Raw genomic sequence first — 15,908 nt, 5'->3', positions numbered from 1 at the left:
GCCCAAAAACCGTGTATTCGGACAACAAACCTTCTGTCCGGCTCCAGGCTTTGGAATGTCCCTTAACCACCTGCGATGCGATAAAGCGCTGCAGGGAATGACGGAAACGCGCAGCCACTCCCATACCCAGACAGGACCATAGCAATGCTGACCGCCTCCCGCCTTTTTGCCGCTCTGATCACCTCTGCCAGCCTCGCGCCGGGCCTTGCGCTGGCCGAAAAGCTGGTGATCCCGGATCCGAATTACGCCTCGGGCCGCGCGACTGCTTTCGCGGTCAAGGGCATCATCGAAGAGGCGCTCGGGCTTGAGGTGGAAACCGTGCCGGTCGCCTCGGTCCCGGTGGTATGGGAGGCAATGTCGCGCGGCACCGGCGAGGTCGATATCTGGACCGAGACCTGGCTGCCGAACCAGAGCGCGCCCAAAACCAAATATGCCGATGAGGAAAAGCTGGTCACCGTCGGCGAGAAGTCTTTCCCCGCCGTGCAGGGCTATTGCGTGCCGAAAGCCGCCGCCGAAAAGCACAATATCCGTTCGGTTTTCGACCTGGCGAATCCCGAGATTGCCGCACTGTTCGATTCGGATGGCAATGGCAAAGGCGAGGTCTGGATCGGCCCGCAGGGCTGGCTGTCGACCAATATCGAGACCATCCGTGCCCGCGATTACGGCTTTGCCGAGTTTTTCGAGCTGCAATCGACTGATGAGGCCATTGCTACAGCCGGTCTGGACGCGGCGGTGAAAGCCGACCGCCCCTGGCTGGGCTATTGCTACGGCCCGCACCAGAATTTCGCGATTTATGATCTGGTCCTGCTGCAGGAACCGGCGCATGACCCCGCGAATTTCGTCATCGTGCAGCCCGACCAGGACCCGGACTGGCAGGCGAAATCCCATGTCGCTTCGGCCTATCCCGAGACCACCGTGCACATCTCCTGGTCGGCCAATCTGGCGACGCGCGACCCCGCTCTGGTGACGCTGCTGCAAAACATCCAGCTCAGCGCCGATGATGTGAACAAATGGTCGCTGGAGATCATCAACGGCAAAGACCCGAATGAGGTCGTGAAGCCCTGGATCGAGGCCAATGCGGCGCAGATTGCCGCCTGGACCGCGCAGTAATCTATCATCCTTTGCACCTTCGGGGCCGGAGCGGTCTTGCCTCTCCGGCTTTCCGCTTTTCCGCCGCCCCCCGCGGCCAGTCAGACGGAACAGAACAGTGAGCGACCCCGTAATCGAACTGCGCTCGGTCTGGAAAGTCTTCGGCCATGACGCCAGAGCGGCGCTGGCCGGGGCAAAATCCGGCAAAAGCAAAGCCGAGCTGATGGCCGCCTTTGACGCGGTGATCGGCGTGCGCGATGCGGGGTTTTCCGTCTCGCGGGGCGAAGTCTTTTGCGTCATGGGCCTGTCAGGGTCGGGAAAATCGACCCTGGTGCGGCTGATCAACCGGCTGATCGAGCCGACCGAGGGCAAGATCCTTCTCGAAGGCGAGGATATCACGCAGGCCAGCCCCGCACGCCTGCGCGAGCTGCGATCGTCCCGGATCGGCATGGTATTTCAGAGCTTTGGCCTGTTGCCGCATCGCACGGTGCGCGAAAACGTGGCCCTGCCGCTGGAGATCCAGGGCGCCACGCCGCGTCAGCGTTTCGACCAGGCCGAGATTGCGCTGGCAAAGGTTGGGCTGGCCGGCTGGGGGGACAGCCTGCCGACCGCGCTTTCCGGAGGCATGCAGCAGCGCGTCGGCCTTGCCCGTGCTCTGGCCGCCGACCCGCCGATCCTGTTGATGGACGAACCCTTTTCCGCGCTCGACCCGCTGATCCGACGCCAGTTGCAGGACCAGTTCCGCAATCTCGCCCGGGAAATGGGCAAGACGGTGATCTTCATCACCCATGATCTCGACGAGGCCATCGCCATCGGGTCGCGGATCGCCATCATGAAGGATGGCGAGATCCAGCAGATCGGCCAGCCGGAAGAGATCGTGACCCGGCCCGCCACCGATTTCATCGCGGAATTCACCCGCCATGTCTCGCCGTTGCAGGTCTTGCGCGCCGGCACGATCATGGAGCCGCTGCCTGCACTGCCGGAAGGTCTGACAGAGGATCCGGCGCGGGTCGATCTGAACACGCCGCTTACCGCGCTGACGACACATTTTGCCACCAGCGACGCCCCGGTTCTGGTCTGCCGTGACGGCGTTCCGGTCGGCCTTGTGCATCAGAAGACGCTGCTCGCCGCCATCGGCAATCGAGGAGAGGCCGCGCAATGACCCGACCGGATCCGCTTGTCGCCGAATTCGTACAGCGCGGCGCGGCGTTTTACAGCCGCGCCTTCGCGCTGCTGGATGAAGAGGCCCGGCCCCGCCCGCGTTTCAACCCGATGGCGGCCCTGTTCGGCGCGTCCTGGCTCGGGGCGAGATCGCTCTGGGCCGCTTTCTGGCCGGCGTTTTTCGCCACTGTCGTCAGTGTGGTCCTGCTGGCCATTGCAGTACTTGGAGACCCGGGCGCTGATGCCCGCGCCAGGGCCGACCGGCTTGAGGCACAATCCGCAAACCGCCTTGCCGCTGCCGAAACCGCCATCGCCAATGGCGACCCGCTGGGCGAGGGCATGAAACGTTCGGCCGAAGGTATCGCGAAAGCTGCCACAAATGCCCGGGCCGAGGCAGAAGAGGCACAATCGCAATCCTTTGGCTATGGCCTTGCGGGCGGGCTCGGTCTGATCGCCGTGCATCTGGCGACCGGATTTCTGGGAACCATCCTGCTGAACCGGCGCTTCCGGCGCTGGCGGGCTGACCGCCGGCTCGGGCATGGGCTGCCGCCACAACGCGCCGTTTTCGCGGCCAGCCTGACCCTTGCCAGCGCAGCGCTTTCGGCCTGGCGGTTCGCCTTTACCGACCCTCCTGCCTGGCTGACCAGCTTCCCTTCATCCCCCGAGATCTACAACGCCTGCGCGCGCTGGCTGGATCGCGGGTTCAGATCTGCCGCCGACGGGCTGGGCGGCCTGTTTCGCGCCATCGCATCGGGCATCAACGCCATCCTCACCCTGCTGGAACTGGCGCTCGTGGCCACGCCCTGGCCCGTTGTGATGGCCGGCGTGATCCTGATCGCCTGGCAGGTGTCCGGCCGCCGCGTCGCGATCTTTTCCGCCGCAGCCCTGGCCTATCTCGCGCTGTTCGGCTTTTGGGAAAAGAGCATGGCAACGGTCGCCCTTTTGGGAACCGCCGCGTTCCTCTGTGTCTTCTTTGGCCTGCCTTTGGGCATCTGGGCGGGTCGGGACCGCCGTGTCCTCACCCTGATGCGGCCGGTGCTCGATCTGATGCAGACCATGCCGGCCTTCGTCTATCTTATTCCGGTCATTGCATTTTTTGGGATCGGCAAGCCCCCCGGCATTATCGCCACGCTGATTTTCGGGATGCCGCCGGTGATCCGCCTGACGGCATTGGGTATCGCATCGGTGCCCGAGAGCATCCGCGAGGCCGCCCAGGCCTTTGGCGCCTCCCGCCGGTTCATGCTTTTTCAGGTCGACCTGCCCATCGCGCGCCCCTCGATCATGGCCGGCGTGAACCAGACGCTGCTGATGTGCCTCTCGATGGTCGTGATCGCCTCGCTGATCGGGGCGCGGGGCCTTGGCGAAGATGTCCTTTCCGCGCTGCAATATGCTGCAGTCGGAAAAGGCGTCCTCGCCGGTCTCGCGATTCTGGCCTGTGCCATGGTGATTGACCGTATCGTCCAGGGCCGCAGCAAATGAGGGCGCAGGTGTTCCGCCCGGACCGGACGGGCGCGATATCCATGCAATCCGAGCGACAGGAATTGGCGGCAATTGTGAAACCGGCGCAGGTCATTTGTGAATAGCCCCATGCTGTGCAGGTCTTCTTCGCAGATTTTGAGGCAGGGAGGCCGTGAGGGGCACATATAATTCCGCTGAAGGGTTCAGGCGCGATGCCGTCGCGCAGATCTCTGTCCGGTCGGTGACGTTTCGCGCCGGCCTGGGGTGAGCAAGCCCTATCTCTGTGCCTGAAGCGAGGGCTGACGCGGGTCGTTGGGGAGCGTGATATCCTGAGAAAAGCCACCGCATATTTCGTCAGGGATGCAAAGTAAGTGCAGCCATTGAGACGCCATTGGCTCGGCCCGAATGGCGACGGAGTTCGTGACCGGGCATCGGGGGCAGTTTTCTGTCCCGGCCATGTGCCTGCGCCTGCAGCCGAGCGGATTCCATGCCCGGCTCCACGCCTCGATGAGGGTGCGCGCATGAGGCAAGGCCGACGCCTGACTGAGCGGCTGCGGAACGCCTGGGCGGAGAGCGGCCAGATCTGCGGATATCGCGAGCTGCATAACGATCTGGTTGAACAGAGCGAAAGCAGCGGCCCGAACCCTTCGCTGCCAGATTGGCCTCGCTTGCCGAGATCAGGTCGCAGATCGGATACAGGCGCTGTCCCCGCAACTGATGTGGCAAGCCATCGGTCGTGGTCATCATCGAGCCGGTGAACGCCAGCGGTTCAGGTGAACTGGTTTGGCCACGATCGGCAGCTCAATCCTGAGGCCCCGGACAAGGCCTGGCTGACCGATATCACCTTCATCCCGCGGCAAGAGAGCTTTGTTTACCTTTCGCCTCGCCATGGTCTCCCGGACCAATGGCGTTCCTATGGCCCGATCATTGACCTCTGTACCCGGCACGTAATCGGCTGGTTGATGCAAAGCAGGCAGACGCCGGATGTCGTTCTGCAGGCCCTGCCGATGGCTGTATCACGGCGCAAGCCGTGGGGGAAAGTGCTCGGTTTTGCGGATCAGGGGAGCCAGGTCACCAGCACGGTCCCGGCGGCGTTGTCTCACGCACCGATAATCGGGAGCCTTCCAGAAAACGCCGTGACAACTGCCACGACAACGCAGTCGCCGAGCGCTTCTCATCCTAGCCCAGGCGCGGGCGGATCAGACGCAGGACCTGCCAGAGCTGCGAAAACGCCAGGCAGGGCATGTTCGACAACATCGGAATATTCTGCAACCCAAAGCGCAAGCAAGCGGGGAATGGAATGCTGTCGCCCGCCGGGTTCAAACGGCAGCAAGTAATGAGACGCGAAAGCGCCCGGGAAACCCGGGGCAGCTGACTGCCAACCAGGCAGAGTTTATTCCCCCCAGGCCCCAATGCCCTAACTGTCCTGTCTCGCGATCTCGGTGATCAGCACATCATTGACCGTCGGACCAAGTACCGTTCTCGCTTGTTCCAGCAGAGCTTTACGGAGGACAATAAGATTTGAGGAATCCGTGAAAGACCCCCTGAACCCCCCGGAATTCGCGTGATCGAACATGACCTGAAGAAAGGCATCCTGCAGTTTTGGCTCGCGGGCAAAGACCAGGTCAGACTGCCCTGCAACAATCTCCAGGCTCAGCGAGGCCGCGATCAGAGACACGATCCGCCCGCCCTCCATCACCGGCACGATGAACTGATTGTTGAGCCGCACAAACTCCACTTTCGCAGGATCGGGCGTTTCGCTCGCTTTGCGATCAGAACCTTCCTGGGCGAGCTCGCCGGCAGGTGTCACGCGCAGGTAGTAGCCGGCACCACCGCCGAGCGCGAACCCGATCAGGGAAAGAAGCAATGGGACAAGCAGCTTTTTCATGGTCAGAACGGCAGCAGAATATCGGTGATCTGCTGCCCGTAGCGGGGCTGCTGAACATCTGTGATCTGTCCTCTGCCGCCATAAGAGATCCGCGCTCCCGCGATCTTGTCATAGGTGATCTCGTTCTGCCGCGAGACATCGGTCGGGCGCACATAGCCGGTGACGATAAGTTCGCGAAGTTCGTTATTCACCCTTACCTCCTGTTGCCCCTCGATACGCAAAACACCATTTGCCAGTTGTTCGACCACCGTGGCTGCGATGCGGAGGGTCAGCTTCTCCGACCTCGACACGTCACCACTGCCGGAAAATGTCGATGAAGAGCTGGTATCTACCGCGTTCCCCATCGTCGCACCGGTCGGAAGTTTCTCGTTGATCCGTTGCGGAATTCCGAAAAGCTGCGGCATCCCCATTTTTTGCGCGCCGGTGCGCGACCGGCCGGTCGAATTCGAGATCTCGGCGCTGTCGTCGATTTCGATCACGACCGTCAGAATATCGCCACGCGTTGCCGCACGCCTGTCGCCCAGGAGCGATTCCGAACTGGCGTTCCAAAGAGAGGAATCATAGGCCACGCCGGAAGGGGGTGTCGTCCGGGGCATTGGTGTCGAATAGATCGCGTGATGCTGGTAGCTGCCCTCCAGCGGGCTGAAGTCAGGGGCCTTGCCGACCTGAGAAAGATCACCGCAGCCCAGCAGAGCCAGCGGAGACAAAAGAATGAGCGTGTATTTCACGGAAATCCTCCGACCAGGATCAGACCATCGGCACCGATGCGGCCCGAAACGGTGGTTTTTGACGCCAGGTTCATGACGCGGATCATCTCCCCTGCCCCACCCCGGGCAAGGGCGCGGCCCTCGGCACGGATCACAAGCCCGCCCGCCCGATATTCCAGCGCAACGATTGAGTTGCGCTCGATCAGGGCAGGAGGACCGATATCGCCTGGCCTGACAGGTCTGCCGGCATAGATGGCAACGCGGGTCTCCTGGCCGACGGCCTCGGCGGGCAGCGTCAGGGCGCCGCTGATACTGGTCACAACCTGCATCAGATCGCCTGGCGCAATGATGGTCTGCGCCGGCAGATTTCGGGCCGCGACAAGGCTTTCAGCGCGGGCTGTCCCAGCCTGGATCAGGATGGGCAGGATAAGTCGTGCAAGGCCCCGAAGCATCAGCGCAACTGCGTCGTTGCGCCGAGCATCTGGTCGGCGGCGGTGATGACTTTCGCATTCAGCTCATAGCCGCGCTGCGCCTTGATCAGATCGGTAATCTCTCGCACCGCATCGACCGAGCTTTCCTCGAGATAGCCCTGACGCAGCGTGCCCAGACCTTCGGTGCCGGGTTCGTTTACAATCGGCGGGCCGGAGGCGGCGGTTTCCAGGAAGAGGTTCGAGCCGATGGCCTCCAGCCCCTTTTCATTGGTAAAATCGGTCAGGGTGAACTGGCCCAGAAGCTCGGGTTGGACACGGTCGCTGAAATAGGCCCAGACCTCTCCGGCGGCATTGATCGCAACCGAGCGCGTTTCGGGCGGGATGGTGATCCCCGGGACCATCGGATAACCGTCGGAGGTCACGATCTGCCCATCCGCCGAGCGTTTCAGCGCGCCATCCCGGGTGTAGCCGGAGATGCCGGAGGGCAGCTCGACCTCCAGATAGCCATTGCCGTCGATGGCGACATCGAGGTCGCCATTGGTCTGCGAAAGCGAGCCTTGCTGCAAAACGACGGAAACCGAGGAAGGCCGCACGCCAAGGCCGATCTGCACCCCGGTCGGCAGCATGGTGCCATCACTGGCCGAGACCGTGCCGGGGCGGGTATATTGCTGATAGTGCAGATCCGCGAAATCGGCGCGCCGCGCATTATAGCCGGTGGTCGACATATTCGCGAGATTGTTCGAGACGACATCGACCTTCATCTGCTGGGCCGACATGCCGGTCGCGGCGATATGGAGTGCTTTCATCGGCCCACCTATTGACCAAGGGTCTGGATGACGTTGCGGGCACGGCTGTCCTCGGCCTCGAGGAATTTCTGGCCCATCTCATAGGTCCGCTGCACCTCGATCATGCGGGCGATCTCCGCGACCGGGTTCACATTGCTCTCTTCGAGAAAGCCCTGAATGATCTTGCCGGTCGCAACCGGTTCGACCATTCCGCCGTCAAACAGCGTGCCGGAGCGGTGGCGCAGCGCCAGTGGATCGCCGGGCTGCCAGAGCCCGATCTGCCCCACCGCCTCGCCATTTGCAGAGATGGTGCCATCCTCGCCCACGGCAATCGCGGCACCAGATGGCACGAAAACCGGGGCGCCGCCGGCATCCAGCAGCTGATACCCTTCGGGGGTGACAAGCTCGCCATCGACCGAGGGCGTAAAGCTGCCCGCGCGGGTCAGGCGTTCCCCTTCGGGCGTCATGACAAGGAAAAAGCCATCGCCCTGGATCGCGAGATCAAAAGCACCGCCGGTCATGGTCACACCCGCCTGGGCAAGATCGGCGATCCGCACATTGCCATGGCTGAGCGAAAGCGACGGTTCCCGGTCAAGCCGCGCAACATGTTCGGCAAAGACGAGGCCTTCGCGCCGGAAGCCGTTGGTCGAGATATTGGCAACGTTATTCGCCACGATCTGCATTTCCCGCATCAGCCCGGATTGCCGGCTGAGCGCGACGTAACCTGCGGAATCCATGGTCAGCCTCCTTCGATCAGCGGGATGATGACGTCACCGTAAAGCGCGGTCATCGAACTGGTCATAAAGCCCATCGAGATCCAGAATGCCGCCAGCATCGCCGCCAGTTTGGGGACAAAAGTCAGCGTCATCTCCTGCACCGAGGTCAGGGCCTGGAAGAGGCCGATCGCCACACCTGTCACCAGCGCCACGACAAGGATCGGGGCGGATATTTTCACCGCCACCCAAAGCGCCTGGCGCAAAACATCGAAAAAGGCGGCCTCGGTCATACCGGCATCCTCAGGATTTCCTGATAGGCCTCGACCACCTTGTCGCGCACCGTCGCCACAGTCTCGACGGCAAGCTGCGACGAGGACAGCGCCTCGACCAGCGCATGCGGGCTGGCATTGCCGGCCATCGCGTCACGCGCCGTGATTTCATGACGCATCAAAGTATCGGTGAACTCGCCCGCAACCGAGGCAAAGCTAAGACCGCTGCCGGAGCCGGGCGCTGCGGCCGTTCTGGCCTGCGCGTAATGTGCTGCGGCAAAAGAAGTGTTTACATCCATTCTGGTGTCTCCTAGCGGCGCAGAACCTCAAACAGGCTCTGCATCATCTGCCTTGCCTGATCAAAGAGTCTGACATTTGCGTCGTAACTGCGCTGTGCCTCGCGGGCGTCAGCGATCTCGATCATCAGGTCCACATTGGACCCGTTGTAATATCCGGCCTCATTGGCCATCGGATGGCCAGGGCTGTAAATCTCGGGCAGTTCGCGCGGATCAAGGCGGACTTTTCCGGCCCGAACCGTCCCACTTTCGACCACCTGGTCAAAGCTGATCACCTTGCGGCGATAGCCGGGCGTATCGGCATTCGCGATATTCTCGGACACATGGCGCAAACGGTTGGCCTGGGCTTCCATCCCCGAGGCAGAGACGGCGAGTGACGTGGTCAGATCATTCATGATGTCCGTCCCTAGCTATTGCGACCGAGTGAGGCGCGGATGACGCCCGAAGTTGCGCGATAGATCGCCAGCGCCATTTCATGGTCCTGACGGGCGGTGGCCGATTTCACCATTTCCATTTCGATCGAGACATCATTGCCATTGGGTGCCTCGCTGCCGCTGCCGGCGATGATCTCACCACGCGGCGCATTGCCCCCTGTGGCGAAATGCCCGGGGCGGGTCGCGCGCATGTCGGGTTCACTTTTATAGACCTCGGCAAATGGCCGGAGGTCATGCGCCCGGTATCCCGGCGTATCTGCATTGGCGACGTTGCGGGCGATGACATCCATGCGCGATCCTGCATGTGACGCCAGCGCCTGTGCCATTCTGGTCAGTTCAAGTTTAGCGAACACCGGGGTTCTCCCTTCGGATGCGGTTTCCCTCATCTGCTTCACCAAGGTTTAAGGGTGATTCCTTTAGAAACCGTAATTGGCTGAACAGGAGGCTCCGGATGGCATTCGAATTTGACTCGCTTCGCGCAGAAATCGCCGCTCTCTCTGCCGTGCGAGAGGTGGGCCGTATCACCGGAAACTCGATGGGAAGCCTTATTGTCAAAGGCTTACACGGTGCCTCGCCCGGCGACCGCGTGCTTGCAGGCGCGGGGCAACTCGGCGGCGAAGTGATCAGTGTCTCGGAAACAGGCGCCCTGATCCTGCCCGAGGGCGAGACCGGCGGTCTCGGGATCGGCAACCGGGTCGAGCTGGTCGGAAAGGCCGAACTTGCGCCCGATTCCTCCTGGCTGGGCCGGATCGTCGACCCGCTGGGCCGACCGCTTGACGGACGCCCCCTGCTGGCGGGGCCGGAACGGCGCCCGATGGTCGCAACCCCGCCCGACCCCGCGCATCGGCGCGGTTTCGGCGCGCGGCTCTCGACCGGGGTCGCGGTGTTCGACACGCTGCTGCCGCTGGTCCGGGGGCAGCGGATCGGGCTTTTCGCGGGATCCGGCGTCGGAAAATCATCGCTGCTGGCGCGGTTCGCGCGCGGGGTGCAGGCGGATGTGGCGGTGATCGCCCTGGTGGGGGAACGCGGGCGCGAACTCAGGGAATTCACCGATAAGGTGCTGGGGCCGGATGGCATGGCGCGCGCGGTCGTCGTCACCGCAACCTCGGATCAGTCACCACTGATGCGCAAACGCTGCCTCCTCTCGGCGATGACGGTGGCCGAGTATTTCCGCGACCTTGGCAAACATGTGCTGCTGCTGGTCGATTCTGTCACCCGCTTTGCCGAAGCGCATCGCGAGGTCGCGCTGGCCTCGGGCGAGGTGGCCTCGCTGCGGGGCTATCCGCCCTCGACCGCCCATGCGCTGATGTCTTTATGCGAACGGGCGGGGCCGGGCAGCGACGGGCCCGGCGATATTACGGCAGTGTTTTCGGTTCTGGTCGCCGGCTCGGATATGGAAGAGCCGATTGCCGATATCATTCGCGGCACGGTGGACGGCCATGTCGTGCTCAGCCGCGAGATTGCCGAGCGTGGCCGCTATCCGGCGGTGGATCTCTTGCGCTCGGTCTCGCGCAGCCTGCCCGGTGCCGCAACCGATGCAGAGAACGACGTGATCACCGAGGCGCGCAGGCTCTTATCCATCTATGATCAGGCCGAGATGATGATCCATGCCGGGCTTTATGTCGCCGGAAGCGACCCGCAGATCGACCGCGCGATCCGGCTCTGGCCGGGCCTTGATGGCTTTCTGGCAGAATCCGCGCCCCCCGGCGGCAATAAGGCGAGCTTCGAGCGGTTGCAGATCCACCTGAAAGCGTGAGGGACCGGGACGACAGGCGCCCCGGCACCGGCTTACTCCGCCGCCAGACCCTGATCTGATCCGACCGTAGCCCAGCGGTTCGCGGGTCGTTTCAGCCCGAGATTTTCGCGCAGGGTCCGCCCCTCATATTCGCGGCGGAAGATACCGCGCCGTTGCAATTCGGGGATGACAAGCGTCACGAAATCCTCAAGCCCGCCCGGCAGCCAGGGGGGCAGGATGTTGAACCCGTCTGCGCCCTTGCCGATAAGCCATTCCTCCATCAGATCGGCGATCTCGACCGGCGTGCCGATCAGCGTCAGATGGCCGCGCGCGGTGGCAACCCAGGCGTAAAGCTCGCGGATCGAGAAACCGGTCTCATCCGCGATACGGCGCAAAAGCTGCTGACGGCTCTTCATCCCCTCGGTCACAGGCGCCTCGGGCAGCGGCCCGTCCAGCGGATAGCCCGCCAGATCCAGCGTGCCGCCGGTCAGCGCGTTCAGAAGCCCGATGCCCTCTTCCGGCAGGATCAGCGCGTTCAACGCGTCATATTTCGCCTGGGCCTCGGCCTTTGTCGCCCCGATAAAAGGGGCGAGGCCCGGCATGATCAGGATCTCATCCGACGACCGGCCAAATGCCGCCGCCCGCCCCTTCACATCGGCATAAAATGCCTGGGCCGAAGCCAGATCCTGCTGGGTGGTAAAGATCACCTCGGCCGAGGCGGCGGCAAAATCGCGGCCCGTCTCGGATTGACCAGCCTGGACGATCACCGGATGACCCTGCGGCGGGCGCGGCGCATTCAGCGGGCCTTCGACGCGGAAATATTTGCCCTCATGCCGGATCGGCCGCACCTTTGCCGGGTCGAAATAGACCCCCGTGGCGCGGTCCCGCAGGAAGGCATCATCATCCCAGCTGTCCCAAAGCTGTCTGACCACATCGAGATGCTCGGCCGCCCGGGCATAGCGCGCGTCATGGCCATATTGTGCCGCAAGACCGAAGTTCCGCGCCGGCCCGTCCCCATGCGAGGTCACCACATTCCAGGCCGCGCGCCCGCCCGAAATCATATCCAGTGAAGCGAAACGGCGCGCGACATGATAGGGTTCCTCATAGCTCGTCGAGGCGGTGGCGATGAAACCAATGTGCTTTGTCGTCACCGAAAGCGCCGCAAACAGGGTCAGCGGCTCGAAACCGGCGGCCTTTGCACTGCCCCCCTCGCGCCCGCCAATTTCGGCGGAAAGCGTATCGGCAAGGAAATAGGCGTCGAACAGCCCGCGTTCGGCCAGGGCCGCGAGCTCCTGGTGAAAGGCGAGGCTGACCGCGCCGTCCAGCGGCTGATCCGGATGGCGCCAGGCCGCGACATGCTGACCACCGCCGGGCAAAAACGCACCAAGGCGAAGCTTGCGGCTCATGCGCCCCCCTCCGGTTTGTGGTCGGCGGCGATAGAAAGGGCGCGCTGCGCCTTCAGCTCTGCCACCAGCGGCTCCAGCTTTTCCAATGCGCGATCGACCGCGACGGCGCCAAGCGCCAGCCGCAGCGGTGCATCATCGCGCGCGAGCTGCGCCAGCACCAGTTGCACCGCGCGTTCGGGATCTCCGTCTTCCTGGCCCGCTCTGGCCCGGATCGAAGCCGGACGCTGATGCGCGACGCGCCCGCGATAGGCGTCGATCTGCGGTGCCGCAAGGATCGAACGCCCGGCGAAATCGGTGCGGAACGGCCCCGGTTCGACCAGAAGCACCCGGATCCCGAACTCGGCCACCTCTTCCGACAGCGCCTCTGACAGCGCTTCGACCGCGAATTTCGTCGCCGCATAATAACCGACGCCAGGCTTCGCCGCGAGACCGGCGACCGAGCTGATATTGACGACATGACCATAGCCACGCGCCCGCTGCCCCGGCAGAACCAGCCGCGTCAGCGCCGCAAGGGCAAAGACATTCACCTCGAAAAGCTGGCGGATTTCGGCGTCCTGGCCTTCCTCCTGGGCCGCGAGATAGCCAAATCCCGCATTGTTCACGAGGATATCAATCGCCCCGAACCGTGCCTCGGCGGCGCTGATCGCCGCCTCGCGCGCGCGGTCATCCGTCACATCCAGCGCAAGCGGCAGCACGCGATTGCCAAACCGCGCGACCAGCGGGTCCAGTGCGCGGATGTCGCGCGCGGTCGCGACCACACGATGCCCGGCCTCCAGCGCCTGGCGGGCAAAGATCGCCCCGAAGCCGGTGGAGGCACCGGTGATGAACCAGACAGAGTTATCCCTTAATGTCATGATCTTGCTCCCTTATGCCACCGCCGGTTTGGCATCCGGGTGTATCGCGGCGATCCATTGCGGCGGCGGCACCGTGCCGTTCACCGCCCAGTCGCCAATGATCCGGTCCTTGTAGATACGCGGATTATGCGAGGCGAGGGTGCGGGCATTGCGCCAATGCCGGTCGAGCCCCAGCCCGCTGCGCGTGGCCGAGGCCGACAGCGCGTCAAAAAGCGAGGTCGTCGCCGCCAGGATCAGATCGATCACCACCGATTGCGCCTGGGCCGATTCCAGCTCGGCCACGATATTGGCCGCCTCCTCTGCTGCCTCGTCGCCGGCAAACCGGGTGGCGAAGGCGCGCCCGACCGCCTCTGCCGCTTTCAGCGTGATGGCCTGGGCGGCATAGACCTGCGCGCGAAGCTTGCCCAGCACCGCCAGAACCTGAGCATCATGGCGGGGCAGCGCCGCATTCGCGTGACTGAAGGTGCGCCGCCGCAACCCAAGCTCCGCCACTGTGTCACGCACCAGCGCCCGCCCGATGCCCACCAGCGTCGCGAGATGGTAAAGCTGATAATAGGCGGTCGAATAGCGCAGCCGTTCGGCCCCTTGCCAGAGGTTCCCGGGCGCGACTTCGACATTCTCGTAAATGCTGGTGCCCGAGGCCGAAAGCCGCTGGCCGAACCCGTCCCAGTCATCCAGAACGGTCACACCCGGCGCGGTGCGGGGCACAAAGGCAAAGACGGTCTCGCCCTGATCATCACTGGCGGAAACGTCGATCCAGTCGGCGTAAAGCGTGCCGGTGGTGTAGAACTTCTTGCCGGTCAGCCGCAGCCCGTCAGCAGTCTGGCTGAGCCGGGTCGAAAAACGGTCGGTCTTTGCCTCGCCGATCTCGGTAAAGCCGACACCGACCAGATCGCCCGCCGCCAGCCGCGGGGCCCAGAGCGCGCGCCGCGCCGCATCGCGCTGGTTCAGCACATCCTCGACAAAGCCGAAATGCACCCGGAGCGCCTGGGCGATGTTCGAATCCGCCTCGGCCAGCTCGATGATCAGGTTCAGGAATTCCGGAAAGCTGAGGCCCTTGCCGCCTTCTGCAACCGGCAGCCGCGTCGCGGTAAAGCCGCTTTGCTTCAGCGCCGCGATCTGTTCCAGCGGCAGGCTGTGCTCGCGCTCGCGCCGGCCAAATGCATCGGTGATCGCGGCCAGGATCGGGCGGAAGCCGGACGCGACCTCCTCATACCGGCTGCCAGGATCCGTCTGCGCGGCAGGGGGGGCGCCCCAAAGCTGGTCAATCTGGCTCATTCACTTTCTCCTTCGTCTGGTCAGAGACAGCATCCCGTTCCGACCCTATAATTTCTGCAATTTCCACGGCTTGCCTTGCGATGTCGGGGATGGCGGTGCTCTCCCACCACAGCCCGCGCAAAGGGGGGCCAAGGGCAAACAGCCGAAGCGAGCACCGCCCATCCCGGTCGGTCACCCGCCCATCAGGCGCCGCGTCAATCCCCAGCGACAAGGGGCCGGGTCGCACCAGCCCGCGTTCGAGCAGGTTCTGAACCAGCGGGCGTTCGATCCGCCGCCAGTCATATTCCACCCCGGCAGAGAGGATCACCGCATCGAAGCGCGAAGCCGTCACCGCCTGGCCACCGCGCAGACGGTGGCGGATCGTCACGCCCCGGCCCTCCTTGATCCCCTGCACGGTCGAGGCGACCTGATGCAGCCGCCCTTCGCGCGCGGCTGCAATGACATGGGCATGTCCGATGGGCGGGGCGCGGTGATGGTTGACCTCCCACAGGCTGCGGACATGGCGCTGAAAGCGACGTTTCTCTCTTAGGTCCGAAGCCCGCCACCAGCGCCCGATATGGGCCCGCACCAGATCAAGCGGCGATTGCCAGTCGCCCCCCGAGGCCTGCGCCAGCCGGCATTCCCGGACCACCAGCGCGAAAAGGGCGCGGATGGTGATGCGGTCAGGCAGGTCGGCGAGATAATCCGGCCATTCCGGCGCCAGCCGACGCGGCTCTGGCCGGCGGCCATGGCGCGAAAACACCGTGATATGGCCGTGATGGCCTGCCTCGGCAAGCGAGGCCACGGCATCGACCATGCTCAGCCCCGAACCGATGATCGCAACTTCGGCCCCCGGCCGCAGCGCGCGCATCCGCGCGATGTCCCAGGGGGCAATCGCGCTACCCGCTGCCTGACCTGCATCGGGGCGCGAAAAATGCAGCCCGGTTGCCAGCACGGCATGGCTGCCTGCAATCTCGCGCCCATCCGCCAGCCTGGCGTTGAACCCGCCCGCTTTCGGCGCAAGGTCGGTGACCTCAGCCGTGATGCAGGTCAGGCCACCATTCCGGGCTGCCGCCTCCAGGATCGAAGCGGCATAATGCCCGTAAAGCCAGCGCGGCACAAAGACATCCGCCGCCCGCGCCTGAGGCCCGCCCCCGGGGATCGGGCCACCGGCATAGCGCTCCTCCAGCCAGCGGCTGAAATGGTCCGGGTCAGCAGGGTCAGCGCTGAGCGCCGAGGCCGGGCCATTGGCCTGGTGGATATCTGCACCAGCGGTATAGGCAGTGCCCCGCCCCGGCCGGCCATTCTCGCCGATCAGGATCACCTCGGCGCCCTGGCGCAGCAGAGCCGCCGCCACGAGCGCCCCGGAAAGCCCGTCGCCGATCACGAATACGGCCCTTGTCGCCTGGTTAGTCATGGCTG

General features: G+C 64.0%; 18 protein-coding genes. 5 read left to right on the top strand and 13 right to left on the bottom strand.

What is annotated here, in order from left to right:
- Positions 1 to 144 precede the first annotated feature (144 nt).
- The 4 genes from BLW25_RS15395 (at position 145) to BLW25_RS25360 (ending at position 5,045) form a co-directional block, all read left to right on the top strand.
- The gene (locus BLW25_RS15395) at positions 145 to 1,110 is read left to right on the top strand and encodes an ABC transporter substrate-binding protein (protein WP_092900588.1); all 966 of its coding nucleotides are present in this window, start codon (positions 145 to 147) and stop codon (positions 1,108 to 1,110) included.
- A 97-nt stretch (positions 1,111 to 1,207) separates the two neighbouring features.
- On the top strand, positions 1,208 to 2,251 hold the full coding sequence (locus BLW25_RS15390; RefSeq protein ID WP_092900586.1) for a quaternary amine ABC transporter ATP-binding protein: 1,044 nt from the start codon (positions 1,208 to 1,210) through the stop codon (positions 2,249 to 2,251).
- Entirely contained in the window at positions 2,248 to 3,729 is a 1,482-nt protein-coding gene (locus BLW25_RS15385; RefSeq protein ID WP_092900584.1) for an ABC transporter permease, read from the top strand. Before BLW25_RS15390 ends, BLW25_RS15385 begins: the two co-directional genes overlap by 4 nt.
- A gap of 752 nt (positions 3,730 to 4,481) precedes the next feature.
- Positions 4,482 to 5,045 carry a DDE-type integrase/transposase/recombinase gene (locus BLW25_RS25360; protein ID WP_366268207.1) on the top strand — a complete coding sequence of 188 codons (564 nt, stop codon included), beginning with the start codon at positions 4,482 to 4,484 and terminating at the stop codon, positions 5,043 to 5,045.
- 80 nt (positions 5,046 to 5,125) lie between these two features.
- On the opposite strand, the gene BLW25_RS15380 is transcribed toward BLW25_RS25360, so the two are convergent.
- Genes BLW25_RS15380 through BLW25_RS15340 form a run of 9 tightly spaced genes read right to left on the bottom strand, consistent with a single transcriptional unit; the run spans position 5,126 to position 9,587 of the window.
- Entirely contained in the window at positions 5,126 to 5,596 is a 471-nt protein-coding gene (locus BLW25_RS15380; protein WP_092900582.1) for a flagellar basal body-associated FliL family protein, read from the bottom strand.
- 2 nt (positions 5,597 to 5,598) lie between these two features.
- The gene (gene flgH, locus BLW25_RS15375) at positions 5,599 to 6,324 is read right to left on the bottom strand and encodes a flagellar basal body L-ring protein FlgH (protein WP_092900580.1); all 726 of its coding nucleotides are present in this window, start codon (positions 6,322 to 6,324) and stop codon (positions 5,599 to 5,601) included.
- Positions 6,321 to 6,755, bottom strand: coding sequence for a flagellar basal body P-ring formation chaperone FlgA (flgA, locus tag BLW25_RS15370; protein WP_092900578.1), 435 nt, complete (start codon positions 6,753 to 6,755; stop codon positions 6,321 to 6,323). Before flgA ends, flgH begins: the two co-directional genes overlap by 4 nt.
- On the bottom strand, positions 6,755 to 7,540 hold the full coding sequence (flgG, locus tag BLW25_RS15365; RefSeq protein ID WP_092900576.1) for a flagellar basal-body rod protein FlgG: 786 nt from the start codon (positions 7,538 to 7,540) through the stop codon (positions 6,755 to 6,757). The genes flgA and flgG overlap by 1 nt, the downstream gene beginning before the upstream one ends.
- An 8-nt stretch (positions 7,541 to 7,548) precedes the next feature.
- Positions 7,549 to 8,256 (bottom strand): flagellar hook-basal body complex protein, encoded by a 708-nt coding sequence (locus tag BLW25_RS15360; protein ID WP_092900573.1) that lies wholly within the window; start codon positions 8,254 to 8,256, stop codon positions 7,549 to 7,551.
- 2 nt (positions 8,257 to 8,258) lie between these two features.
- Positions 8,259 to 8,525: a flagellar biosynthetic protein FliQ gene (locus BLW25_RS15355; RefSeq protein ID WP_092900563.1), complete on the bottom strand. Its 267-nt coding sequence runs from the start codon at positions 8,523 to 8,525 to the stop codon at positions 8,259 to 8,261.
- Positions 8,522 to 8,803: a flagellar hook-basal body complex protein FliE gene (fliE, locus tag BLW25_RS15350; protein WP_092900560.1), complete on the bottom strand. Its 282-nt coding sequence runs from the start codon at positions 8,801 to 8,803 to the stop codon at positions 8,522 to 8,524. The genes BLW25_RS15355 and fliE overlap by 4 nt, the downstream gene beginning before the upstream one ends.
- An 11-nt stretch (positions 8,804 to 8,814) precedes the next feature.
- On the bottom strand, positions 8,815 to 9,195 hold the full coding sequence (flgC, locus tag BLW25_RS15345) for a flagellar basal body rod protein FlgC (RefSeq protein WP_092900557.1): 381 nt from the start codon (positions 9,193 to 9,195) through the stop codon (positions 8,815 to 8,817).
- A gap of 11 nt (positions 9,196 to 9,206) precedes the next feature.
- Positions 9,207 to 9,587, bottom strand: coding sequence for a FlgB family protein (locus tag BLW25_RS15340; RefSeq protein WP_092902159.1), 381 nt, complete (start codon positions 9,585 to 9,587; stop codon positions 9,207 to 9,209).
- A 98-nt stretch (positions 9,588 to 9,685) separates the two neighbouring features.
- On the opposite strand from BLW25_RS15340, the gene BLW25_RS15335 reads away from it, so the two are divergent.
- Entirely contained in the window at positions 9,686 to 10,990 is a 1,305-nt protein-coding gene (locus BLW25_RS15335; RefSeq protein WP_092900552.1) for a FliI/YscN family ATPase, read from the top strand.
- Between the two features lie 32 nt (positions 10,991 to 11,022).
- On the opposite strand, the gene BLW25_RS15330 is transcribed toward BLW25_RS15335, so the two are convergent.
- From BLW25_RS15330 to BLW25_RS15315, 4 genes are read right to left on the bottom strand one after another with little or no spacing between them, the layout of a single operon-like run.
- A complete protein-coding gene (locus BLW25_RS15330; protein WP_092900550.1) occupies positions 11,023 to 12,375 on the bottom strand; it encodes an LLM class flavin-dependent oxidoreductase in 1,353 nt (450 codons plus the stop codon).
- On the bottom strand, positions 12,372 to 13,229 hold the full coding sequence (locus BLW25_RS15325) for an oxidoreductase (RefSeq protein WP_092900548.1): 858 nt from the start codon (positions 13,227 to 13,229) through the stop codon (positions 12,372 to 12,374). The genes BLW25_RS15330 and BLW25_RS15325 overlap by 4 nt, the downstream gene beginning before the upstream one ends.
- 12 nt (positions 13,230 to 13,241) lie before the next feature.
- Positions 13,242 to 14,507 (bottom strand): acyl-CoA dehydrogenase family protein, encoded by a 1,266-nt coding sequence (locus tag BLW25_RS15320; protein WP_092900546.1) that lies wholly within the window; start codon positions 14,505 to 14,507, stop codon positions 13,242 to 13,244.
- A complete protein-coding gene (locus BLW25_RS15315) occupies positions 14,494 to 15,903 on the bottom strand; it encodes an FAD/NAD(P)-binding protein (RefSeq protein WP_171909578.1) in 1,410 nt (469 codons plus the stop codon). Before BLW25_RS15315 ends, BLW25_RS15320 begins: the two co-directional genes overlap by 14 nt.
- Positions 15,904 to 15,908 lie beyond the last annotated feature (5 nt).

It is taken from the genome of Rhodobacter sp. 24-YEA-8 (assembly GCF_900105075.1).
Taxonomy (GTDB): Bacteria; Pseudomonadota; Alphaproteobacteria; order Rhodobacterales; family Rhodobacteraceae; genus Pseudogemmobacter.
The sequence above is the reverse complement of the archived record's forward strand: the minus strand, read 5'-3'. Positions and strand labels throughout refer to the sequence as shown.